At 71.9% G+C, this 22,106-nt stretch carries 17 protein-coding genes; 5 read left to right on the forward strand and 12 right to left on the reverse strand.

The features are described 5' to 3' along the window. Window positions 1-435: 435 nt before the first annotated feature. Both ACFYM2_RS31640 and ACFYM2_RS31645 read right to left on the reverse strand, forming a co-directional pair. On the reverse strand, window positions 436-1,986 hold the full coding sequence (locus ACFYM2_RS31640) for a PucR family transcriptional regulator ligand-binding domain-containing protein (protein ID WP_359000689.1): 1,551 nt from the start codon (window positions 1,984-1,986) through the stop codon (window positions 436-438). 155 nt (window positions 1,987-2,141) lie between these two features. Then, window positions 2,142-4,556, reverse strand: a complete 2,415-nt coding sequence (locus tag ACFYM2_RS31645; protein WP_388840972.1) for an ATP/GTP-binding protein — start codon at window positions 4,554-4,556, stop codon at window positions 2,142-2,144. 245 nt (window positions 4,557-4,801) lie between these two features. Between ACFYM2_RS31645 and gabT the strand changes: the two genes are divergently transcribed. Together gabT and ACFYM2_RS31655 are read left to right on the forward strand one after the other, a co-directional pair. After that, on the forward strand, window positions 4,802-6,136 hold the full coding sequence (gene gabT / locus ACFYM2_RS31650) for a 4-aminobutyrate--2-oxoglutarate transaminase (protein WP_359000695.1): 1,335 nt from the start codon (window positions 4,802-4,804) through the stop codon (window positions 6,134-6,136). Window positions 6,137-6,246: 110 nt separating this feature from the next. Continuing rightward, window positions 6,247-7,044 carry a phosphatase PAP2 family protein gene (locus ACFYM2_RS31655; protein WP_359000698.1) on the forward strand — a complete coding sequence of 266 codons (798 nt, stop codon included), beginning with the start codon at window positions 6,247-6,249 and terminating at the stop codon, window positions 7,042-7,044. Here the strand turns inward: ACFYM2_RS31655 and ACFYM2_RS31660 are convergent. From ACFYM2_RS31660 to ACFYM2_RS31695, 8 genes are all read right to left on the reverse strand, one after another. Beyond that, window positions 6,995-8,812 (reverse strand): glycoside hydrolase family 18 protein, encoded by a 1,818-nt coding sequence (locus ACFYM2_RS31660; protein WP_359000701.1) that lies wholly within the window; start codon window positions 8,810-8,812, stop codon window positions 6,995-6,997. The genes ACFYM2_RS31655 and ACFYM2_RS31660 overlap by 50 nt on opposite strands. Window positions 8,813-8,920: 108 nt before the next feature. Then, window positions 8,921-9,448, reverse strand: coding sequence for a hypothetical protein (locus ACFYM2_RS31665; RefSeq protein WP_359000704.1), 528 nt, complete (start codon window positions 9,446-9,448; stop codon window positions 8,921-8,923). A 193-nt stretch (window positions 9,449-9,641) separates the two neighbouring features. Beyond that, window positions 9,642-11,045, reverse strand: a complete 1,404-nt coding sequence (locus ACFYM2_RS31670) for an NAD(P)/FAD-dependent oxidoreductase (RefSeq protein WP_388840995.1) — start codon at window positions 11,043-11,045, stop codon at window positions 9,642-9,644. A 48-nt stretch (window positions 11,046-11,093) separates the two neighbouring features. After that, on the reverse strand, window positions 11,094-11,897 hold the full coding sequence (locus tag ACFYM2_RS31675) for an ABC transporter permease (protein ID WP_359000802.1): 804 nt from the start codon (window positions 11,895-11,897) through the stop codon (window positions 11,094-11,096). An 8-nt stretch (window positions 11,898-11,905) separates the two neighbouring features. Beyond that, entirely contained in the window at window positions 11,906-12,820 is a 915-nt protein-coding gene (locus ACFYM2_RS31680) for an ABC transporter permease (protein ID WP_359000707.1), read from the reverse strand. After that, window positions 12,817-13,968 carry an ABC transporter ATP-binding protein gene (locus ACFYM2_RS31685; RefSeq protein ID WP_359000710.1) on the reverse strand — a complete coding sequence of 384 codons (1,152 nt, stop codon included), beginning with the start codon at window positions 13,966-13,968 and terminating at the stop codon, window positions 12,817-12,819. The genes ACFYM2_RS31680 and ACFYM2_RS31685 overlap by 4 nt, the downstream gene beginning before the upstream one ends. A 143-nt stretch (window positions 13,969-14,111) precedes the next feature. Further along, on the reverse strand, window positions 14,112-15,401 hold the full coding sequence (locus ACFYM2_RS31690) for a spermidine/putrescine ABC transporter substrate-binding protein (protein ID WP_359000713.1): 1,290 nt from the start codon (window positions 15,399-15,401) through the stop codon (window positions 14,112-14,114). A gap of 48 nt (window positions 15,402-15,449) precedes the next feature. Continuing rightward, window positions 15,450-16,973 carry a gamma-aminobutyraldehyde dehydrogenase gene (locus ACFYM2_RS31695; RefSeq protein ID WP_388840977.1) on the reverse strand — a complete coding sequence of 508 codons (1,524 nt, stop codon included), beginning with the start codon at window positions 16,971-16,973 and terminating at the stop codon, window positions 15,450-15,452. 181 nt (window positions 16,974-17,154) lie between these two features. Between ACFYM2_RS31695 and ACFYM2_RS31700 the strand changes: the two genes are divergently transcribed. Then, window positions 17,155-17,718 (forward strand): NADAR family protein, encoded by a 564-nt coding sequence (locus ACFYM2_RS31700; RefSeq protein ID WP_388840980.1) that lies wholly within the window; start codon window positions 17,155-17,157, stop codon window positions 17,716-17,718. Between the two features lie 150 nt (window positions 17,719-17,868). Here ACFYM2_RS31700 and ACFYM2_RS31705 read toward each other — a convergent pair whose 3' ends face one another. After that, entirely contained in the window at window positions 17,869-18,672 is an 804-nt protein-coding gene (locus tag ACFYM2_RS31705) for a hypothetical protein (protein ID WP_388840983.1), read from the reverse strand. 139 nt (window positions 18,673-18,811) lie between these two features. On the opposite strand from ACFYM2_RS31705, the gene ACFYM2_RS31710 reads away from it, so the two are divergent. Further along, complete coding sequence (locus ACFYM2_RS31710) at window positions 18,812-19,843, forward strand: adenosine deaminase (protein WP_359000724.1); 1,032 nt, start codon at window positions 18,812-18,814, stop codon at window positions 19,841-19,843. A gap of 172 nt (window positions 19,844-20,015) precedes the next feature. After that, on the forward strand, window positions 20,016-20,729 hold the full coding sequence (locus ACFYM2_RS31715) for a glycerophosphodiester phosphodiesterase (RefSeq protein ID WP_388840986.1): 714 nt from the start codon (window positions 20,016-20,018) through the stop codon (window positions 20,727-20,729). Window positions 20,730-20,780: 51 nt separating this feature from the next. On the opposite strand, the gene ACFYM2_RS31720 is transcribed toward ACFYM2_RS31715, so the two are convergent. Next, a complete protein-coding gene (locus ACFYM2_RS31720) occupies window positions 20,781-21,977 on the reverse strand; it encodes a spermidine/putrescine ABC transporter substrate-binding protein (RefSeq protein WP_388840989.1) in 1,197 nt (398 codons plus the stop codon). Between the last annotated feature and the right edge of the window lie 129 nt (window positions 21,978-22,106).

Consider the following 22,106-nt stretch of genomic DNA (forward strand, 5'->3'; position numbering starts at 1 on the left):
GGACGAGCGCCCTTCAGGCGCGACACGGGGTCTGGGGCGGAGCCCCAGGGGCCTCGGCTGCGGGCCGTGGTCGCTCCTCGCGCAGTTCCCCGCGCCCCTGGCAGGGCTCGTGCTGGCCCACGTGCACATACCCAGCCCGTCATGGGGGTCCCCCCTGGCCCTTAAGGCCTTGGGGGAGATTGAGGACGAGCGCGTTCAGCGTGGACGGGGTCTGGGGCGGAGCCCCAGGGGCCTCGGCTGCGGGCCGTGGGCGCTTCTCGCGCAGTTCCCCGCGCCCCTGGGCGGGGTTGGTGCTGGCCCGCATGGGCATACCCAGCCTGTCCGGCGTTTGAGGACGAGCGCCCTTCAGGCGCGACACGGGGTCTGGGGCGGAGCGCCAGGGGGCTCGGTTGCCGACCGGGCTGACGCCGGCCCGCACGCGAACCTCAACCCCGGTTACGCGTCCGGCGACGACGTGGCCTTCAGGGCGAGCCACAGCTCCATGCGGACGTCCGGGTCGTCCAGGGAGCGGCCCAGGATCTCCTCCACGCGCCGCATCCGATAGCGCAGCGTATGCCGGTGCACACCCAGGTCGGCGGCCGCCGCGTCCCACTGACCGTGCCGCGAAAGCCACGCCCGCAGCGAGGCCACCAGATCCCCGCGCCCGGTCGCGTCGTGCTCGTACAGCGCCCGCAGCATCCCGTCCGCGAACGCCCGCACCGCGTCGTCCGCGAGCAGCGGCAGCACGGACCCCGCCACCAGTTCCTCGTGCTCGACGAGCGGCTTGCCCCGGCGCCGGGCGACGGAGAGCGCCTGCTCGGCCTGCTTGTACGCGGACGCCGCGGCGATCGGCCCGGCCGGCGCGGAGAGGCCGACCACGATGCCCTCGCCCTCGGCGCTCTCGTGGGCCAGGCACGCACCGACCGCCTCGCCCCCGTCCGCCGCCAGCACCACGAGCCGCCCGGCCTCCGGCACCACGAGGACCGTCTCGCCCCGGCGGGCGGCGGCCGACTCCATGGTCTCGATCAGCGCGCCGAGCCCGCCGGTTTCGCCCTCGCTCGCGGGTTCGGCGATGACGAGCCGGAACGGCGCGTCCAGGAGCCCGCCGTAGAGATCACCGGCGACCGCGCGGGCGTGGTCCTGCTGGCCGGACAGGAGCATCCGCAGCACCGCGGCCCCGAGCCGCTGCTCGGCCGACTGGAGCGAGCGGGAGCGTTCGGTGGTGAGGGTGAGCAGGGCGACCGCGGAGTGCACCGCGTAGCGCTCGGCCGTGCCGAGCGGCGCCCCCGTGCCGACCGCGAGCGCGCCGCGCACCCGGCGTCCGGTGCCGAGCGACTGGAGCTCGACGCGGTCGCCCGGGGCCTCTTCGGCGCCGCCGACCACCGCGCTGGCCGGAGCCGCCCGCTCGCGCAGCCGGGCCACGTCGCCGGTGAGCCGGGCGGCGCGGCGGGCGGCCCACTCGGGGGCGGCGGCCACGACCGCGCCGGAGGCGTCGTACAGGGCGGCCCAGCCGTCGACGTGGGCGGCGAGCTTGGCGATGAGTACGGCGGGGCCGTCGGCGAGCGCCGCCTTCGTCAGCTCGCGCTGCGCCTCGAACCCGGCGGTCACCGCGCGGTACTGATCGGTCGAGATGGCCGCGGAGACCGCCTTGGAAATGGCCAGGAACGGAGTGCGGCGCGGCACCTCGAGCAGCGGAAGCCCCTCCTCGCGGGCCGCCGCGAGCAGCGCGTCCGGCACGGTGTCGTAGTGGACGCCGACGGCGAAGCCGAGCCCGACCACCCCGGCCCGCGCCAGCCTGCGCACATAGCGGCCCATCGCCTGCGGGTCCTCGGCGGCCAGCGTGATCGCGGTGGTGAGCAGCAGCTCGCCGCCTTCCATGTACGGGACGGGGTCGGCGAGTTCGCTGACGTGGGCCCAGCGCACCGGGCGGTCCAGGTGGTCCTGCCCCGCGCGCACGGTGAGCTTGAGCGCCGAGTGCTGGAGGAGCGAGGCGAGCGTGGGCGGCATGGGACCGGGTTACCTTCGGCAGTCGATTGCTACGTCCCGTATGAACGGAGCATCTTCATTTTGCCACCCCGGCCAGGTTCCCCGGCGTTCCCCGGCCATCCGGGGACCGGCGCGGGGCGGGGCCGGACGGGGCGGGTCCGGGGCGCACCCGGGCCTCATCCGCGCAGATCCACCAGGAGCGGCGGCGCGTGCTCGCCCTCGACGGTGGTCAAGGAGAGCACCGCGTGCCCCGCGGGCACCTGGTGGGCCAGTTCGGAGGCCGACCAGCGCTCCCGCTCAATCTTGCGCACGGTCACGGCGTCGGTGGTGACGGCCTTGCCGGTGACGAGTTTGCGCAGCGCGTGGATCGCCCGGGTGAGCGGCTGGTCGGCGAAGACGGTGTGCTTGGCGACCTCGGTGGTCTCCACCCACTCGGTGCCCCAGGCCTGCGCGAAGAGCCGCCCGTCCCAGGTGGTGACGCCGGAGAACGCGATGTGGCAGCCGAACGAACCGAGCAGCGAGGTGTGCAGCGCCTCGGGTACGTCGCCGAGGCCGCGCAGGGTGAGCAGCACCCCGGCGTTGCGGTTGCGCAGCCGCTGCACGGCCCGTACGGACGCGGCGGTGACGGCGTGCGTGGCGTCGTCCACGGCGAGGAAGGCGAAGAGCGACTGGTCCGCGCGGGCCGTCGCCCCCGCGGCGAACTGGGCCAGGACGAGCCGGGTCAGCAGGTGTCCGGCCTCGGGGTGGGCGCGTTCGGGCACGTCGATCCGGACCCGCAGCGGGTGTTCGAGGGCGCGCAGCGAGAACGGCCGGCTCTCGCCCGTGGTGTCGAAGAACGCCTCGAAGGCGGGCCGGTCCAGCACGGCGACCCGGGCGGCGAGGGCGAGCCCGGGATCGCCCTGGCTGCCCAACTGCCGCTCGCGGACGTCCAGTTCACGCAGCTGGGCGCGGTGGGTCTCGGGGTCGAGGCGCGCCTTGAGGTCGCCGATGGCGCCCGGTGAGCCGTCGAGGAGTTCCCGCAGGACGGGCACGGAGGGGAAGCGCCCGTGGGCGGCGCGGTAGGGGCCAAGCAGCTGGGCGAGGGCGGTCGCGGCGCGGCGCGGGTCGACCTCGGCGAGGTCTCCGGCGAACGCCTCGGCGAGCAGGGCGGCGGCCTCGTCGGGGTCGGTGGCGCCGCCGTACAGGTCGAGGTCGTAGGCGGACGCGGGATCGCCCGGCTTGATCACCACGTCGTAGCCGTCGTCGGCGCCGAGCTCGGTGCCCGCCGCGCACACCGCGACCACGGCGGCCTTCCCGGCCAGCGCCTGGAGCGCGAGCGACTCCACGACGGGCCGCACCAGGTGCCGGGTCTTGCCCGACCCGAACGGCCCGATGGCGAGCAGCGACGAGCCGAGCACGGCGGGGTCGACGGCGGCGCCCGCGCCCCTGCGGGTGGCCGGGACGCGCTCGGTGTCGGGGTAGCGGCCGATCCGCACCTGCGAGGTGAGCAGGTCGTGGGTGGCCGCGCGGGCGGGCAGGTCGCGGTCGCCCGAGGGATGCGGGCAGGCCCGCGCGCCCTGGCCCGCGACCGCGTCCGTGAACGCGCGCAGCCGCGAGGGATCGCTGCGCACGCCCCGCCAGGCCCGCCGGATGCGTACGCAGTCGACGTCGTTCATGCGCCCGGACCGCTCCTCGGCCACGAGCAGATCGGCGACGCCCCCGAGGCCCGCGACGCGCAGCTGGGGCCAGTCTGCGGGGGTCTCGCGGGGGCCGCTGGGCACGGCGGCGCGGCCGTCCTTGCCGGCCCGCGGGTCGCGCAGCACGGTGAGCCATCCCCCGGCCCGCGCGGTCAGCCACAGGATCACGGCGGCGCCCACCAGGTGGTACCAGGTCGCGAAGGCGCGCAGGTGGTCGGCCACGTCCTCGCCGGTGCCGTTGTACAGCCAGGCGTGCGGCATCAGCGCGAGCGCCAGGTCGCCGAAGGGCAGCAGGGGGCGCGGCGGCGCCGCGTCCGCCTGCACGGTCGCGGCCGTGGGGGCGTAGTCCCGCAGGGTGTCGGCCTGGACGAAGCACCACACCAGGACGGCCCCGGCCAGCGCGGTGCGGACCGCCCGGGAGGGCTGGGGATGGTCGACGGCGTACCGCCGGAACACCTCGCGCCAGTTGCCCAGGCGCCCGGCGGTGTAGAGCACGAGGGCCGCCACCAGGCTGTTGTAGACGGCGAGCGCGGTGGTGGCCGCCGGGGGGCGCCGCAGGCCCCACCAGTCCTGCGGGGTGACGAGTTCGAGCAGGACGCGGCTGTGCGGGACGTAGCCGTTGCGCCACAGCGACCAGACCAGACTGGCCGCGAGCAGCGCGACGACGGCCCCGCCGATCAGCGCCCGGTCCGGCACCCGGTCGGGGTCGGCGTCCCGTCGTGGGGTGTGGCCCAGGCGCCACAGGCCCGGCTCGGCGGCCGCGCGCGGCGTGCGCAGCCAGTCGCCGAGCGAGGGCCCGGCCGTCGGCGCCTCGACGGGCCGGGGCGGCAGCGCGGGGCGCGGAGGCGGCCCCGAGGGGCGCGGGACCGAACCCGAACGGGTGCCGCGTGCATCGTACGTGCCTTCGGTGTCCATCGACCCCTTGCCCCCTGACCAGCCAGGTCCGTTCCGAGCGGTGCGAACGCTCAATCTAGTGGCAGCGCGCTGGGGTTCACCGCTGCCGCGCACCGCGCGCCCGCCCCGGGCAACTGTCCGCCGAGGACAAGGGGCGCACCCCCACCACTACCGAACGGCGCATGCCGGGCTCCCCCGGTCCGCCCTAGCCTGCCCTCATAGCCGAAAAAGCCGTCCACACCCCCCAGCATCTCCAGGAGCCCGTCATGAGCGCCGTCCCGCAGGAGCGCCGCGTCGTCACCGCCATCCCCGGCCCGAAGTCGCAGGAGCTTCAGGCCCGCCGTCTCGCGGCCGTCGCCGCCGGTGTGGGCTCCACGCTGCCCGTCTTCACCGCGCGCGCCGGCGGCGGCATCATCGAGGACGTCGACGGCAACCGCCTGATCGACTTCGGTTCCGGCATCGCGGTGACCTCGGTGGGCGCCTCCGCCGAGGCCGTGGTGCGCCGCGCGACCGCGCAGCTCGCCGACTTCACCCACACCTGCTTCATGGTCACGCCGTACGAGGGCTACGTCGCCGTCGCCGAGCAGCTGGCCGAGCTGACCCCGGGCGACCACGCCAAGAAGTCCGCGCTGTTCAACTCGGGCGCCGAGGCCGTCGAGAACGCCGTCAAGATCGCCCGTGCGTACACCAAGCGCCAGGCCGTCGTCGTCTTCGACCACGGCTACCACGGCCGCACCAACCTGACGATGGCGCTCACCGCCAAGAACATGCCGTACAAGAACGGCTTCGGCCCGTTCGCGCCCGAGGTCTACCGGGTGCCGGTGGCCTACGGCTACCGCTGGCCCACCGGCCAGGAGAACGCCGGCGCCGAGGCGTCCGCGCAGGCCATCGACATGATCAACAAGCAGATCGGCGCGGACAACGTCGCCGCGATCATCATCGAGCCGGTCCTCGGCGAGGGCGGCTTCATCGAGCCGGCCAAGGGCTTCCTGCCCGCGATCAGCCAGTTCGCCAAGGACAACGGCATCGTGTTCGTCGCCGACGAGATCCAGTCCGGCTTCTGCCGTACCGGCCAGTGGTTCGCCTGTGAGGACGAGGGCATCGTCCCCGACCTGATCACCACCGCCAAGGGCATCGCGGGCGGTCTGCCGCTGGCCGCCGTGACGGGCCGCGCCGAGATCATGGACGCCGCGCACGCGGGCGGCCTCGGCGGCACCTACGGCGGCAACCCGGTGGCCTGTGCCGCCGCCCTCGGCGCGATCGAGACGATGCGGGAGCTCGACCTCAACGGCAGGGCCAAGCGCATCGAGGAGGTCATGAAGGCCCGGCTGGCCACCATGGCCGAGAAGTTCGACATCATCGGCGACATCCGTGGCCGCGGCGCCATGATCGCCATCGAGCTGGTCAAGGACCGCGCCTCCAAGACCCCGAACCCGGAGGCCGCCGGCGCGCTCGCCAAGGCCTGCCACGCCGAGGGCCTGCTGGTCCTGACCTGTGGCACCTATGGGAACGTGCTCCGCTTCCTGCCCCCGCTGGTCATCGGCGAGGACCTGCTCACCGAGGGCCTGGACATCATCGAGCAGGCGTTCGCGGGCGTCTGAGCGCCCGGGCAGAGCGGCGAAGACCGCCTGTGAAGAAGGTGTGGGGGGCCCATGGCGGGATGGCGTTGCGGCTGTCGGACCCCCCTCCGCCTGCCGTACGGTTTGCGCAGATGAGAGAAACACCCCGCCCGCAGGGGACTGCGGGCGATCCCAGGGCGCAGCATCCCCAGCCTTGCCCTGGCCGTGCCCTCGCGCACACCCCTGGAGCCTCTGGCTCCGGAACTCCTCACCGATCGGATGACCGACCGCCCCACACCCCCCGGGGCGAGCGGTTCGCCGGTCGCGGCGGCCGCCCCGGAACCTCCCCCCCTGTTCCGGGGCGGCCGGCTTTCCTCTTCGCCACGCTGCTCTGCGTGTTCGCGGTCATCACCTGGCAGGTCGCCTCGGGCGGCCCTTTGCGCCGTCTCGACGAGCGCGTCGAGCCCGCCCTCGCCGGCCACGGCCCGTCCTGGCTCGCCGAAGGCCTCTCCGACCTCGGCAGCATGCCCGTCGCCCTGCCGGTCCTCGCCTGCGCGATCGCGTACGCCCTCTGGCGCGGCCTGCGCCGCCGGGCTCTGATCGCCGCCGTGACGATGGCGCTCGTGCCCCTGCTCGTGGTGCCGCTGAAGGAGTGGATCGCGCGTCCTGGCCCCTTCGACCCGGCCACCGGCTACTACCCCTCGGGCCACACCGCGACCGCGATGGTGGCCTACGGCGGAGCGGCCCTGCTGCTCGCCCCGTGCGTACGCCGGGCGTGGTTGATGCCCGCCGCCGCGGGGACGCTCACCGCGGCGACGGGCACCGGTCTCGTCCTGCACGGCTACCACTGGCCGCTCGACGTGCTCGCCAGTGTCTGCCTGTGCGGGGCGCTCCTGGTGGTCAGCTCCACGGGTATGCGTCGTAGTTCCTGGAGAACTCGGCCCCGTTGAACCGGTCCCAGTTGATGGACCAGGTCATCAGGCCGCGCAGCCCCGGCCAGCTGCCGTGGGTCTGGTACGCGCCGCAGTTGGCCTTCTTCGTCAGGCAGTCCAGGGTCTTGGTGACCTCGGCGGGGCTGGTCCAGCCGTTGCCCGCCTGGGTCGAGGCCGGCAGGCCGATGGCGACCTGGTCGGGCCTGAGCGCGGGGAACATCCTGGTGGTGTCGCCCGCCACCGGGAAGCCGGTGAGCAGCATGTCGGTCATGGCGATGTGGAAGTCCGAGCCGCCCATCGAGTGGTACTGGTTGTCGAGACCCATGATCGAGCCCGAGTTGTAGTCCTGGACGTGCAGCAGGGTGAGCGCGTCGCGCAGCGCGTAGATCACCGGCAGGTAGGCGCCGCAGCGCGGGTCCTGGCCGCCCCAGGGCCCCGAGCCGTAGTACTGGTAGCCCATCTGCACGAAGAACGTCTCCGGGGCCATGCTCAGGACGAACGTCGAGCCGTACTTGGCCTTCAGTGTCTTCAGGGCGTCGATGAGGTTGACGACGACGGGAGTCGTGGGGCTTCTGAAGTCGGTGTCTCCGGTGTTCAGAGAGAGCGAGTGGCCCTCGAAGTCGATGTCGAGACCGTCGAGGCCGTAGTCGTCGATGATCTTCGAGACGGACGAGACGAAGGTGTCGCGGGCGGCGGCCGTGGTCAGCTGGACCTGCCCGTTCTGGCCGCCGATGGAGATCAGCACCTTCTTGCCGGCGGCCTGCTTGGCCTTGATGGCCGCCTTGAAGTCGGCAAGCGACTCGACGGTGGGGCACTCCGTGGCCGGGCACGGGTTGAAGCGGATGTCGCCCGAGGTCGGTGAGGTCGGCTCGCCGAACGCCAGGTCGATGATGTTCCAGTCGTCGGGGACGTCCGCCATGCGCGTGTAGCCGGCGCCGTTGGCGAACGAGGCGTGCAGATAGCCGACCAGCGCGTGCCCGGACGGCGGCGGATTGGTGCCCCCACTGCTGGTGCTCGCACTGAGCGCGGCCGACTTCGGGGACTCCCCCGCGCTGTTGGTCGCGGTGACCTGGAAGCTGTACGAGGTCGAGGCGGCGAGCCCCGTCACGGTGGCCGAACTCCCGCTCACCGAGGCCACTTTGACGCCGTCGCGGTAGACGGTGTACCCGGTGGCGCCGGTCGACGGGGACCAGCTCAGGTTGATGCTGGAGGAAGTGGCGCCCGACGCGGCGAGACCGGTGGGCGCGGCCGGTATCCCCACGGGCGCGCCGCCGGGGCCGATCAGGCTCACGTCGTCGGCGCTGTAGGCGGGCGTCCCGTACCAGCCGTGCGTGTAGACGGTCACCGAGGTGGTGCTCGGGCCCGTCTTGAACGTCGTCGTCAGCTGCTGCCAGGTGGACGCCGACTGGGTCCAGGTCGAGACGTCGGTGGTGCCGGTGCCCGACGCGCCGAGGTAGACGTAACTGCCCTGCACCCAACTGCTCAGCGTGTACGAGGAGTTGGGCTGTACGGCCACGCTCTGGGCGCACTGGGCGTTGTCACTGCCGGCCGGGGTGGCTCTCAGGGCGTGGGTGCCGCCGTGCACGGGCGAGGTCACCACGGCGCCGCTGCCCGAGGTGCAGCTCCAGCCGTCGAGTCCCGATTCGAAGCCGCCGTTGCGCAGGAGGTCGGCGTCGGCGGCGCGCGCGGACGGCGCGGCGGCGACGAGCCCGGCCGCGGCGAGGGCCGCCGCCGTCAGGGCGGCGAGCAGCGACGACCGTGCGGCCTGATGTCTGGTGCGGTCCACAACTGCCTCCGGGCAAGGGGGGATTGAGACAGGAAGTGCGCACAACATGGTCCAGACCAATCGGCTTGTCAAGGCTTCCGGCAGCGAACCGTCCCGGCCGGCCCCGACTCAGTCCCCGCCGTCCCGCTTGCCCCGGTTGCCCTGGTTGCTCTGCCTGCCCCGCCTGCCCTTCTTGGCCCGGTCTTCGCCGTCGCGTGCGATATGGGCGGCGGCCTCGTGCATCGCCAGCTCCAGGACGGCGGGATCGGTCAGGGTGCCCGAGCCGTCGGGCGCCACCACCCAGCGCACCCCGCCTGCCACCCGGCCCGGGTGCGGGACCACGACCCAGCTGCCGCCGCCCGCCCCGCGCACCCCCGTGCCGAGCCAGCGCGCGGCCGTGCCCGGCGGCACGAAGAAGCCCATGCGCAGGTCCCCGAGGTCGGCGAGCACGGGCCCCGGCCGGTCCGTGAGCCGGCCCAGCACATCGAGCGCGCCGCGCCCGAGCCCGCCCGGCAGGATCAGTACGTCCCAGCTCCGGCCCGCCGGAAGGAGCGCGACCCCCAGGGGGTTGCGCTCCCACTCCCACCGGCAGGCGTCGGGATCGGGTGCCACCGACGCCAGCCATTCCACCGCGCTCCTTGCCCCCGAGGCAGTCATCGCCGCATCTCCGTTCCGAGGCCGTTCCACCGGGCGCAGAGGTTGCGTCCACGAGGGAGAGCGGCTTCGGCCCGGGCGATGACGCCACTTGGGCCACCTGTCGGTGGTGAACCGGGTCACACAAGATCCAAAGGAGTGCGCCCCCGGCGTGACTGGGGGCGCACGATGACCCATGTCACCGGGTCGACCGAACTCAGCTGTCGAAGCCGAGCCCCACCCGGTCCATCGCCCTCAGCCACAGGTTGCGGCGGCCGCCGTTCTCGTCGGCGCGGGCCAGGGACCATTTCGTGATGCCGATGCCCGCCCAGGCGACCGGCTCCGGCGGGAAAGGCAGGGGCTTGGTGCGCACCATCTCCAGCTCCGTGCGCTCGGTGGGCTCACCCGACAGGAGATCGAGCATCACCTCCGCGCCGAAGCGGGTCGCGCCGACGCCGAGCCCGGTGTATCCGGCGGCGTAGGCGACCCGGCCGCCGTGGGCCGTGCCGAAGAACGCCGAGAAGCGCGAGCAGGTGTCGATCGCGCCGCCCCAGGCGTGGCTGAAGCGCACCCCGGCGAGCTGCGGGAAGCAGTGGAAGAACTGCTCGGCGAGTTTGGCGTAGGTCTCGGGCCGGTCGTCGTACTCGCTGCGCACCTTCTTGCCGTACTGGTAGATGGCGTCATAACCGCCCCACAGGACGCGGTTGTCGGCGGACAGGCGGAAGTAGTGGAACTGGTTGGCCGCGTCCCCGAGCCCCTGGCGGCGCCGCCAGCCGATGGAGTCGAGCTGGTCCGCGGTCAGCGGCTCGGTCATCAGGGCGTAGTCGTACACCGGGACCGTGTACGGACGCAGCCGCTTGACCAGGGAGGGGAACACATTGGTGCCGAGCGCCACATGCTCGGCGCGGACCTTGCCGTACGGAGTGCGGACCCCCATGCCGGCGCCGACCCGGGCCAGCGAGAGGCCCGGGGTGTGCTCGTGGACGCGTACGCCGAGATCGAGGCAGGCGCGCTTGAGGCCCCAGGCGAGCTTGGCCGGGTGCAGCATCGCCACCCCCTCGCGGTCCCAGAGCCCGCCGAGGAAGGTGGGCGAGTCGACCTCGGCGCGCACTTGGTCCTCGTCGAGGAACGTGAGGCCGCCGAAGCCGAGTTCGGTCGCCTCCTCGTACATCTCGCGCAGCTCTTGGAGCTGGTGGGGCTCGGTGGCGACGTCGATCTCGCCGGTCCGCTCGTAGTCGCAGTCGATGCCGTAGCGGGCCACGGCCGCGCCGATGGCGTCGAGGTTGGCCGCGCCCAGCTCTTCGAGCCTGGCCAGTTCGCCCGGCCAGCGGGCCAGGCCGTTGCCCAGGCCGTGGGTGAGGGAGGCGGCGCAGAAGCCGCCGTTGCGGCCGGAGGCGGCCCAGCCGATCTCCTTGCCCTCGATGAGGACGACGTCACGGCCGGGGTCGCGCTCCTTGGCGATGAGCGCGGTCCACAGGCCGCTGTAGCCGCCCCCGACGACGAGGAGATCGCATTTCTCGTCGCCGGTGAGGGCGGGCAGGGCCTCGGGGCGGCCGGGGTCCTCCAGCCAGAAGGGGACGGGCTTGGCGCCCGCCAGGGATTGTCGTGCCGCACTGTCCATGGCTCGGGTCACGGCCATGATTTCCAACTCCCTCAGAACTGCGTACGGTTACGCTTTCGCGCTGTTCTTGCGCCGGTTCGCAATGAATTGTCCGGCGGTGACCACCACGACGGCGATGATGAACATGGCCGTCCCGATGACGTTGATCTGCACGGGTGTGCCGCGCTGCGCGGAGCCCCACACGAACATGGGGAAGGTGACGGTGGAGCCCGCGTTGAAATTGGTGATGATGAAGTCGTCGAAGGAGAGCGCGAAGGCGAGCAGCGCGCCCGCCGCGATGCCGGGCGACGCGATCGGCAGCGTCACCCGTACGAACGTCTGGACCGGACCCGCGTAGAGATCGCGCGCGGCCTCTTCGAGCCTCGGGTCCATGGACATCACGCGGGCCTTGACGGCGGTGACGACGAAGCTGAGGCAGAACATGATGTGGGCGATGAGGATCGTCCAGAAGCCGAGCCGCGCCCCCATGTTGAGGAAGAGCGTGAGCAGGGACGCGGCCATCACGACCTCGGGCATCGCCATCGGCAGGAAGATCAGCGAGTTGATCGCGCCGCGCGCCCGGAACCGGTAGCGCACGAGCGCGAAGGCGATCATCGTGCCGAGCACGGTCGAGCCGATCGTGGCCCACAGGGCGATCTGGAGCGACAGCGAGAGCGAGCCGCACATGTCGGCGACCCCGCACGGGTCGTTCCAGGCGTCGGTGGAGAACCGCGTCCAGGAGTAGTTGAAGCGCCCGTTCGGCTTGTTGAACGAGAACACCATCACGACGACGTTGGGCAGGATCAGATACGCGAGGGTCGCGAGCCCCGCGATGACCACGAGGTTGCGGCGCAGCCATGTGATGACGGGCAGGTGACGCATCAGACCAGGTCCTCCGTCCCGGAGCGGCGGATGTAGACGGTGACCATGACCAGCACGATCGCCATCAGGATGAAGGAGAGCGCGGCGGCCGTCGGATAGTCCAGGACCCGCAGGAACTGCGACTGGATGACGTTGCCGACCATCTTCTGGTCGGTGGAGCCGAGCAGTTCGGCGTTGACGTAGTCGCCGCTGGCCGGGATGAAGGTGAGCAGCGTGCCGGAGACGACGCCGGGCATCGACAGCGGGAAGGTCACCTTGCGGAAGGTGGTGGCCGGCGTCGCGTAGAGGTCACCGGCCGCCTCGTGCAGCCGGGAGTCGATCCGTTCCAGGGAGGTGTAGAGCGGCAGGATCATGAACGGCAGGAAGTTGTAGGTGAGTCCGCACACCACGGCCATCGGGGTGGCGAGGACGCGGTGCCCCTCGGTCCAGCCCAGCCAGCTGGTGACGTCGAGGACGTGCAGCGTGGAGAGCGCGTGCACCACGGGCCCGCCGTCGGCCAGGATCGTCTTCCACGCCAGGGTACGGATCAGGAAACTGGTGAAGAACGGCGCGATGACCAGGACGAGCACCAGATTGCGGTAGCGGCCCGCCTTGAAGGCGATCAGATACGCCAGCGGATAGCCGAGCAGCAGGCACAGGAGCGTCGCCGTTCCCGCGTAGAGCAGGGAGCGCACGAACTGCGGGTAGTACTCCTTGAAGGCGTCCCAGTACGTCTGGAAGTGCCAGGTGACCTGGAAGCCCTTCTCAAGTGACCCGGTCTGCACGGAGGTCGACGCCTGGTACACCATCGGCAGCGCGAAGAACACGATCAGCCACAGGATGCCCGGCAGCAGCAGCCAGTACGGCACGAGCCGTTTGCGGGTGGAGGCCTTGCGCGCGGGCAGTTCGGCGGGCGCCTCGACGACGGCGCTCACGCGGCGTCCTCGACCTTCTCCACGCCGGCGTCGATCGCCTGGGCGGCGTCGAGGCCGAAGGTGTGCGCCGGGTTCCAGTGCAGGACGACCTCGGCGCCCGGCCCGAGCCCCGTGCGCCGGTCGACGTTCTGCTCGTACACCGCGAGGCCCTTGCCGGCCGGCGAGTCGACCAGGTACTGGGTGGAGACGCCGATGAAGGACGAGTCCACGACGCGGCCGGTGACGCGGTTGCGTCCCTCGGCGACGGCGCCCTCGTCGTCGCGGTGGGCGAGCGAGATCTTCTCGGGGCGCACTCCGACGAGGATCTTGCCGCCACTGGTGACGGGGCCCGGACATCGCTCCTGGGGCAGCCTCAGCTCGGCGCCGCCGACCGTGACCACCACGTCCTGACCGCTCTTGCGCGCGATCTCTGCCTCGATGAGGTTGGAGGTGCCGAGGAAGTTGGCGACGAACGTGGTCTTCGGGTTCTCGTACAACTCCGCGGGCGCGCCGAGCTGTTCGACGCGTCCGCCGTTCATCACCGCGACCGTGTCGGCCATCGTCATGGCCTCCTCCTGGTCGTGGGTGACGTGCACGAAGGTGATGCCGACCTCGGTCTGGATGCGCTTGAGCTCCAGCTGCATCTGGCGGCGCAGCTTCAGGTCGAGGGCGCCAAGCGGCTCATCCAGGAGCAGCACCTGCGGGTGGTTGATGAGCGCGCGGGCGACGGCCACGCGCTGCTGCTGGCCGCCGGAGAGCTGATGCGGCTTGCGCTGGGCGAAGTCGCCGAGCTGCACGAGCTCCAGCATGTCGTCGACCTGCTTCTTCACCGACTTGATGCCGCGCCGGCGCAGCCCGAAGGCGATGTTCTCGGTGACGTTCAGGTGCGGGAAGAGGGCGTAGGACTGGAAGACGGTGTTCACCGGCCGCTTGTAGGGCGGCAGGTCGGTGACGTCCTTGTCGCCGAGGAAGACCGTGCCGGTGCTCGGCTCCTCAAGCCCCGCGATCATGCGGAGCGTGGTGGTCTTGCCGCAGCCGGACGCGCCGAGCAGCGCGAAGAACGAGCCCTGCGGGACGGTCAGTTCGAGCGGATGGACGGCGGTGAAGGAGCCGTACGTCTTACTGATCCCGGTGAGGCGAACGTCGCCGCCGGCGGTGCTGTCTGTCATGGGTGGGGTCCCAGGGGAGAGTCGAGAGGAATGGGGGGCGGAGCCAAGGGGGCCGAGCCGGGTGCCGCCTCCAGGGGCGCGGGGAACTGCGCGACCAGCCACAGCGGACCCGCACCCGAAATCGGACACACCCAGCGGAGCGCTCACGCTCCGATGAGCCGGGAGAACTTCTGCTCGTACGCCGTCTCCTCGGCCTCGCTGAGCGAGCGGAAGGAGTGGGACTTCGCGGCCATCGCCTTGTCCGGCAGGATCAGTTCGTTCGCCGCGAGCTCCGGGTCGATCCGGGCGAGATCGTCGCGGACCCCGTCGACCGGGCACTGGTAGTTGATGAACGCGGCGAGCTTGGCGGCCACCGGGAGCTCGTAGTAGTAGTCGATCAGTTTCTCGGCGTTGCTCTGGTGCCGGGCCTTCGCCGGGACGAGCAGGTTGTCGGTGGACGTCATGTAACCGGCCGCCGGGACGGCGTACTTGATGTCCGGGTTGTCGGCGCGCAGCTGGGTCACGTCGCCGCCCCAGGCCACACAGGCCGCGAGGTCGCCCTTGACCAGGTCGCCGGTGTAGTCGTTGCCGGTGAAGCGGCGGATCTGCTTGGTGTCGACGCCCTTTTGGAGCCGTCCGATCGCCGCGTCGAAGTCGGCGTCGGTGAAGTTCGCCGGGTCCTTGCCGAGGTCGAGCAGGGTCATCCCGATGGTGTCGCGCATCTCGGAGAGGAAGCCGACCCGGCCCTTGAGGCTGGGGTCGTCCAGGAGCTGGGTGATCGAGTCGACCTTCTTGCCGTCGGTCGCCCTGCTGTTGTACGCGATGACGGTCGGGATGCCGGTCCAGGGGTAGGAGTAGGCGCGGCCCGGGTCCCAGTCGGGCATCCGGAACTGGGGCGCCAGGTTGGCGTAGGCGTGCGGCAGGTGCGCGGGGTTCAGCTCCTGCGCCCAGCCGAGCCGGATGAGCCGGGCGGCCAGCCAGTCGGTGAGCACGATGAGGTCGCGGCCGGTGTCCTGGCCGCCGGCGAGCTGGGGCTTGATCTTGCCGAAGAACTCGACGTTGTCGTTGATGTCCTCGGTGTACTTGACCTGGATGCCGGTGCGGCGGGTGAACTCGTCCAGCGTCGGATGGTGCTTCTTGTCGTCGCTGATGTCCATGTACTGCGTCCAGTTGGAGAAGTTGACCTCCTTCTCCTTCGCGGAGTGGTCCGCGTTGGACGGTCCGGTGCCGTTCTCCTTCGTGGCGGCCGGGATGCCGCAGGCGCTGAGCGTGGCGAGGCCGCCGACGGCGAGCGCGCCGGCGCCCGAGGCGCGCAGCAGCGAACGGCGGGTCAGGGCGCCCCGGCCATCGGTTAGGCTGCGCCGGACGGCGGCCAGTTGGGCCGCGCCGAAGGGGGCGCTCCCCGCTCGACCGGGATCGAGGGCGTGGGGGAGGCCGGACTCGTACTGCTCCATACGCTGTGTGCCCTTTCGGGTGGGTTCGGTGGCCTGGTCGGGCCTCGGCTATCGGTCCCCGAAGATCGTGCGGTGCCAGTCCTTCGCCGCGACCGCTGTGTTGTCGTACATCACGTGCTTGACCTGCGTGTACTCCTCGAAGGAATACGCCGACATGTCCTTTCCGAAGCCACTGGCCTTGTAGCCGCCGTGGGGCATCTCGCTGATGATCGGAATGTGGTCGTTGATCCACACGCAGCCCGCCTTGATCTCGCGGGTGGCCCGGCCCGTGCGGTAGACGTCGCGGCTCCAGGCGGAAGCGGCGAGGCCGTAGGGGGTGTCGTTGGCCAGGGCGATGCCCTCGTCGTCGGTGTCGAAGGGCAGCACGACCAGGACCGGGCCGAAGATCTCCGCCTGGACGATCTCGCTGTCCTGGGCGGCGTCGGCGACCAGGGTGGGCGGGTAGTAGGCGCCGTCGCCCTTGGGGACCTCGCCGCCGGTCACGATCCGGGCGTAGCCACGGGCGCGCTCGACGAAGGCGGCGACGCGGTCGCGGTGGGCGTGGGAGATCAGCGGGCCGAGGTCGGTGTCCGCGCGGAAGGGGTCACCGACGCGCACGGTCTCCATCAGCGCCGCGACCTGCTCGACGAAGGCCTCGTACAGGGGGCGCTGGACGTAGGCGCGGGTGGCGGCGGTGCAGTCCTGGCCCGAGTTGATGAGCGAGGCCGCGACCGCGCCGTGCGTGGCGGCTTCGAGGTCGGCGTCGTCGAACACCACGAACGGGGCCTTGCCGCCGAGTTCGAGGTGGATGCGCTTGACGGTGCGCGTGGCGATCTCCGCGACGCGTTTGCCGACGCCGGTGGAGCCGGTGAAGGAGGTCATCACGACGTCCGGGTGCCCGACGAGGTGTTCGCCCGCGTCCGCTCCCGCGCCCGTGACGATGTTGACCACTCCGTCCGGGATCCCGGCCTCCGTGGCGGCCTCGGCGAACAGGAGCGAGGTCAGCGGGGTGATCTCGGCGGGCTTGAGGACGATGGTGTTGCCCGCGGCGATCGCCGGGAGGATCTTCCAGGCGGCCATCTGGAGCGGGTAGTTCCACGGCGCGATGGACCCCACGACACCGATGGGCTCCCGGCGTACGTAGGAGGTGTGGTCGCCGGAGTACTCACCGGCTGACCGGCCCTCCAGGTGCCGGGCGGCGCCCGCGAAGAAGGCCGCGTTGTCGATCGTGCCGGGGACGTCGAACTCCCGGGTCAGCTTGAGGGGCTTGCCGCACTGCGAGGACTCCGCCCGCGCGAACTCCTCGGCCCGTTCGGCGAGGACGCCCGCGAGGCGGTGCAGGGCGGCGGAGCGCTCGCCGGGGGAAGTGACCGACCAGCCGGGGAAGGCCTCCTTGGCGGCGGCCACCGCCGCGTCGACATCGGCGGGGCCCGCGAGCTCGTAGGAGTACACCGGGTGCCCGGTCGCCGGGTCGATGACCTCGTGCCGCCGCCCCGAGGCGCCCGGGCGCAGCCGTCCCGCGATGTACTGGGCGCCGGCCGCGAAGCGGTCGTTGGCCGGGAAGCGGTTGCCGTTGCCGTTGTCGGTGTCCATGTCGCCCACGTTCTTCGTAGCTTCAGCTCGATTTGAGTGACGATCCTGGCAGAGCGACATCTGGCCAACAAGTGATTCCGTTGTTGCCTTTTGGTTACGCGACGGAATCTGTCGACCAAGTGTCGGGTCGGGGCGGTATGGGCACGACGGGTTGTCAGTGGCGCGTGCCAGACTCGCGTGCATGGAGCAGATCACGGGGGACCGCGCGCCGCTCGACGCCCTGACCGAGCGGTTCACCAACGGTGAGCGGATCACGTTTCTGTACTTCTGGGGTCATGCGCCGAGGCGCGACGGATCGTTGGGGCCGAGCTGCTTCAGCCAGTGGTGGCCCTCACGCTTCGTGGTCGACGGGATCGAGTACGCGACGGCGGAGCACTGGATGATGGCGTCGAAGGCACGGATCTTCAAGGACGCCGAAGGGGAGCGCGCGGCGCTCACGGCGGCGAACCCCGCGCTCGCGAAGAAGGCCGGGCGCCTGGTGCGCGGCTTCGACGAGGCGGTGTGGCGCCGGGAGCGGTACGGGACGGTTCTGGCGGGCTGCCTGCACAAGTTCGGCCAGGACGAGGCGCTGCGGTCCTACCTGCTCAGCACCGGCGCCCGGGTGCTGGTGGAGGCGAGCCCCCTGGACCGCGTCTGGGGCATCGGCCTGCCGGCGGACGCGCCGGGTGCGCGGGACCCCAGGCTCTGGCGCGGCCTGAACCTCCTGGGCTTCGCCCTGACCGAGGCCCGCGAGCGCCTGCGCTGAGGGCGGTCGGGGACCCGAGCCGTCGGGGCGCGCGCGAGCCTCGGTGGCGGGGCGCGCGCGGGCCTCGGTGGCGGGGCTGGCCGCCAGGGCCCGGGCCGTGGTGCTCACCGGGGCCGAAGGCCGGGGCGAGCCGCACGGACCAGGCCTTGGTCAGCGGGCCGAGAAGGCCACGGACAGGAAGCTGTTCCAGTAGTCGTCGTCATAGACGCCGTCGTGGTGCGTGGGCTGATGGGTCAAGACCACCACCATCAGGATCAGAATCACGATCCCGACCACGATGCCGACGATGCCGAGGACCACGCCCGCGATGGCCTGCCCCCGGTTGTTCGCCTCACCACGGGCGGCCCTGCCCTTGCCGAGCAGGCCGAAGATCAGGGCCAGCACACCGAGCACGATGCCGGCGATGCCCCAGGTGCAGAGCATGGCGGCGCAGGCGATGATGCCGAGCACCATGGCGGCGGTGCCGAATCCATTCTGCGGGGCGGCCATGCCGGTCCAGCCCCCGTAGCCGTATCCCGGCTGGCCCGGGTATCCCGGGTAGCCGGCGTCGTATCCCGGCTGCTGACCGGGGTAGCCCGGGTAGCCGCCGTCCGGTCCCGCCTGCTGCGGGTAGGCGGGGTAGCCGTAGCTGCCGGAGGGCGCATGGCTGGGGGCGGGCGGCGGCGTCGGGGCGCCGAAGCCGGGTGTGGGTGCCTGCTGTCCGGGCGTCTGCTGTCCCGGTGCCTGCTGTCCCGGCGCCTGCTGTCCGGGTGCCTGCTGTCCGGGCGCGCCCGGGAACGACGCGGGAGCAGCGCCGGGGCCGTCGCTCTGGCCGTCGGCGGGCGGGGCGGGCATCGAGGCGAGGGTCCGCTGATCGTGCACCGGCGGCTTGTCCAGCGGGACCTTGTGCTCCGGCGGCGCCCAGGGATCGCGCGGCTCCTGGCCCCCCGGCGGCGGCTGGTTGTTCTCTGACATGGGCCTCCCCCATCGTGATTCCGTCATGCTACGGCCCGGGTCGGGGGCCGATCCGCCCGGCCTACCATGATCCCCGACCGGCGAAGCCGTCGCGACGCCGACCGCGCGAGGCCCCTCGCGGCAGACCCTGGAGGACCCCATGACCGACCTGCACCCCTTCATCGCGGGGCTGCCCAAGGCCGAACTGCACGTGCACCACGTCGGCTCGGCGTCCCCCCGCATCGTGGCCGAACTCGCGGCCCGCCACGCCGACTCGAAGGTCCCCACCGACCCCGAGGCGCTGGCCGACTACTTCACCTTCACGGACTTCGCGCACTTCATCGAGGTCTACCTGTCGGTCGTCGACCTGATCCGCACCCCCGAGGATGTGCGCCTTCTCACCTATGAGGTGGCGCGCGACATGGCCCGGCAGAACATCCGCTACGCCGAGCTGACCATCACGCCGTTCTCCTCCACCCGGCGGGGCATCGACGAGCGGGCGTTCATGGAGGCGATCGAGGACGCCCGCAAGGCCGCCGAGGCCGAGTTCGGCACGGTGCTGCGCTGGTGCTTCGACATTCCCGGCGAGGCGGGCCTCGAAGCCGCCGCCGAGACGGCGCGGCTCGCCACGGAGGACTCCGTCCGCCCCGAGGGCCTGGTCTCCTTCGGTCTGGGCGGCCCCGAAATCGGCGTACCGCGCCCGCAGTTCAAGCCGTACTTCGACCGGGCCATCGCCGCCGGTCTGCACTCGGTGCCGCACTCGGGCGAGTCCACCGGGCCGCAGTCGATCTGGGACGCGCTGACCGAGCTGCGCGCCGAGCGGATCGGCCACGGCACCAGTGCCACGCAGGACCCGGCGCTCCTGAGGCATCTGGCCGACCACCGGATCGCCCTGGAGGTCTGCCCGACCTCCAACCTCGCGACGCGGGTCGTGGCGGACCTGAATCAGCACCCGGTCAAGGAGATGGTGGCGGCCGGCGTCCTGGTGACCATCAACAGCGACGACCCGCCGATGTTCGGCAGCGACCTCAACAACGAGTACGCGGTCGCCGCGCGCCTGTTGGACCTGGACGAGAGGGGTCTCGCCGGCCTCGCCAAGAACGCCGTGGAGGCGTCGTTCCTCGACCCGGCGGGCAAGGCGAAGCTGGCCGAGGAGATCGACACGTACACGCAAGGATGGCTCACCCGCTGACCCCGGGCGGCCGGCCCCGTACCGCGAGTCCGGGCGGGCGCCGGCCGGGTCCGGGCACCGGCCCCAACCGGACGCGCACCGGCCGGGTCGCAAACACCTGCCGCCGAGGTCGCCCAGCGGCCCGCCCGGGCGCCTGCTGGCCACACCCCGCACCGCTCAGCACAATGACCCCATGGACCCCATGGATCCCATGAGCCCCACAGCACGCACCGTGACAGTCGTGGCCCACCGGGGCGATCCCTACCGGGTCCGCGAGAACACCCTTCCCTCCATCGCCTCGGCCCTCGAACGGGGCGCGGACGCGGTGGAGATCGACGTCCGCACGACCCGGGACGGCGTGCCCGTGCTGCTGCACGACGACACGCTGAAGCGGCTGTGGCAGGTCGAACGCCCGCTGAGCGCCCTGTCGTACGAGGAGGTGCGGGAAGCGACCGGCGGCGGGATCCCGACCCTGCGCCAGGCGTTGCTCGCGGTCGGCGCACACCGCGTGATGATCGATCTGCCCGGCGCCACCGAGAAGTCCGTGCGCGAGGTGGTGGGCACGGTGCGCGAGTGCGGGGCGGGCGAGCGGGTGTACTACTGCGCGGGCCCGGTCGCGATGCTGGCCGTCCGCGCCGCGGACCCGGGCGCCGAGATCGCCCTGACCTGGACGAGACCCGCGCCACCGCGCCCCGCCCTGATCGACGCGGTGCGCCCGCGCTGGCTCAACTTCCGCTTCGCACTGATCGGCCACGACCTGGTGGAGCGGGCCCACCGGGACGGCCTGCTCGTCTCGGCCTGGACCGCCGACACCCGACGCACCCAACGCCGCCTCATCCAGCACGGCGTGGACTCGATCACCACCAACCGGGTGGATGCCCTGCGCGCGGTCCTGACGAAGCGGTAGCGGCGACGCGCGTCCGCGCGGGGCCGGGAGCCCGACCCGTCGGCGACGCGCCTACAACCCCACGATCGCGTTCCACCGCTTGGCGAACTCCGCCCGTTCCTCGGACGTGATGTCGCGGGCTATCGCGAGGCGTTCGCGCATCGTGGTGTCCGGGAAGATCAGGGGGTTTTCGGCCAGTTCGGCCTCGTCCTTGTTCTTCGAGGAGGCCAGGACGTCCCGGGCGGCGGGGACGGGGCAGACGTAGTTGACCGAGGCGGCCAGTTCGGCGGCGACCTCGGGGTCGTAGTAGTAGTCGACCAGGGCCTCCGCGTTCGCCTTGTGGCGGGCCAGGTTGGGGATCATCATCGACTCCGCCCACAGCTCCGCGCCCTCCTCGGGCACCACGAACTCGATGTCGGGGTTGTCGGCCTGGAGCTGGAAGACGTCGCCGCTGTAGGCCTGGCAGGCCAGCACGTCGCCCTTGTTGAGGTCGCTGGTGTAGTCGTTGCCGGTGAAGCGCCGGATCTGCTTGTTGGCGACCTGCTTGTCGACCTCGTCGCACATGCGGTGGAAGTCTTCCGCCGTCCACCGCGTGATGTCGACGCCGTTGCCCTGCATGAGGAGGGCGAAGGATTCGTCCAGGCCGGAGAAGAGCGTCACCTTGCCGGCCAGGCGCGGGTCCCACAGGTCGCTCACGCGCTTGAGCTCGCGGCCCAGCTTCTTCCTGTTGTACGCGATGCCGGTGATCCCGGACTGCCACGGGACGCTGTGCAGACGACCGTTGTCGAAGGCGGGGGTCCGCAGCTGGGGGTCGAGGTGGCGGGCGACGTTGGGCTGCTTGGCGCGGTCCATCTCCTGCACCCAGCCCAGCCGCACGAACCGGGCGGCCATCCAGTCGCTGATGACCATGAGGTCGCGGCCGGTCTCCTGATGGTTCATCAGCGCGGGGCTGATCTTGCCGAAGAACTCGTCGTTGTCGTTGATCTCCTCGGTGTACGTGACGGAGATCCCGGTGCTTTTGGTGAACGCCTCGAGGGTGGGGCGCCTGGAGGCATCCTTGTCGTCGACGTCGATGTAGAGCGGCCAGTTGGCGAACGTCAGGGACTTGTCGGCCGCCGAATGGTCGCGGCCGGTCCGCTCGCCCGGCTCGACGTACGCCGCGGGGACCCCGCAGCCGGCGAGGGCGGCCAGCGCGGCGCCGCCGCCGAGGGCGCGCAGGAGGCTGCGGCGGGCAAAGGGGCTGCTGGCGCGGGGCGCGGTCGGTGGCATTCCCGCAGGATGCCCGGCCCGCCGAGCGCGTTCAATGGACGCTGCGTACAGCCCTCGCCCCCAGGCCGGACACCCTGTCGGGCCCTGCGGGCCGACCCCGGGCGAGGCCCGGTGGCAGCGAGAAGGGGC

Source organism: Streptomyces sp. NPDC006711 (genome assembly GCF_042869775.1).
Lineage (GTDB): Bacteria > Actinomycetota > Actinomycetes > Streptomycetales > Streptomycetaceae > Streptomyces.

What these genes read in the sequence shown, in the direction of transcription:
- ACFYM2_RS31640 (WP_359000689.1), bottom strand. Translation starts at nt 1,986, where the DNA reads ATGCCGCCCACGCTCGCCTCGCTCCTCCAGCACTCGGCGCTCAAGCTC.
- ACFYM2_RS31645 (WP_388840972.1), bottom strand. Translation starts at nt 4,556, where the DNA reads ATGGACACCGAAGGCACGTACGATGCACGCGGCACCCGTTCGGGTTCG.
- gabT (WP_359000695.1), top strand. Translation starts at nt 4,802, where the DNA reads ATGAGCGCCGTCCCGCAGGAGCGCCGCGTCGTCACCGCCATCCCCGGC.
- ACFYM2_RS31655 (WP_359000698.1), top strand. Translation starts at nt 6,247, where the DNA reads ATGAGAGAAACACCCCGCCCGCAGGGGACTGCGGGCGATCCCAGGGCG.
- ACFYM2_RS31665 (WP_359000704.1), bottom strand. Translation starts at nt 9,448, where the DNA reads ATGACTGCCTCGGGGGCAAGGAGCGCGGTGGAATGGCTGGCGTCGGTG.
- ACFYM2_RS31670 (WP_388840995.1), bottom strand. Translation starts at nt 11,045, where the DNA reads ATGGACAGTGCGGCACGACAATCCCTGGCGGGCGCCAAGCCCGTCCCC.
- ACFYM2_RS31685 (WP_359000710.1), bottom strand. Translation starts at nt 13,968, where the DNA reads ATGACAGACAGCACCGCCGGCGGCGACGTTCGCCTCACCGGGATCAGT.
- ACFYM2_RS31690 (WP_359000713.1), bottom strand. Translation starts at nt 15,401, where the DNA reads ATGGAGCAGTACGAGTCCGGCCTCCCCCACGCCCTCGATCCCGGTCGA.
- ACFYM2_RS31695 (WP_388840977.1), bottom strand. Translation starts at nt 16,973, where the DNA reads ATGGACACCGACAACGGCAACGGCAACCGCTTCCCGGCCAACGACCGC.
- ACFYM2_RS31700 (WP_388840980.1), top strand. Translation starts at nt 17,155, where the DNA reads ATGGAGCAGATCACGGGGGACCGCGCGCCGCTCGACGCCCTGACCGAG.
- ACFYM2_RS31705 (WP_388840983.1), bottom strand. Translation starts at nt 18,672, where the DNA reads ATGTCAGAGAACAACCAGCCGCCGCCGGGGGGCCAGGAGCCGCGCGAT.
- ACFYM2_RS31710 (WP_359000724.1), top strand. Translation starts at nt 18,812, where the DNA reads ATGACCGACCTGCACCCCTTCATCGCGGGGCTGCCCAAGGCCGAACTG.
- ACFYM2_RS31715 (WP_388840986.1), top strand. Translation starts at nt 20,016, where the DNA reads ATGGACCCCATGGATCCCATGAGCCCCACAGCACGCACCGTGACAGTC.
- ACFYM2_RS31720 (WP_388840989.1), bottom strand. Translation starts at nt 21,977, where the DNA reads ATGCCACCGACCGCGCCCCGCGCCAGCAGCCCCTTTGCCCGCCGCAGC.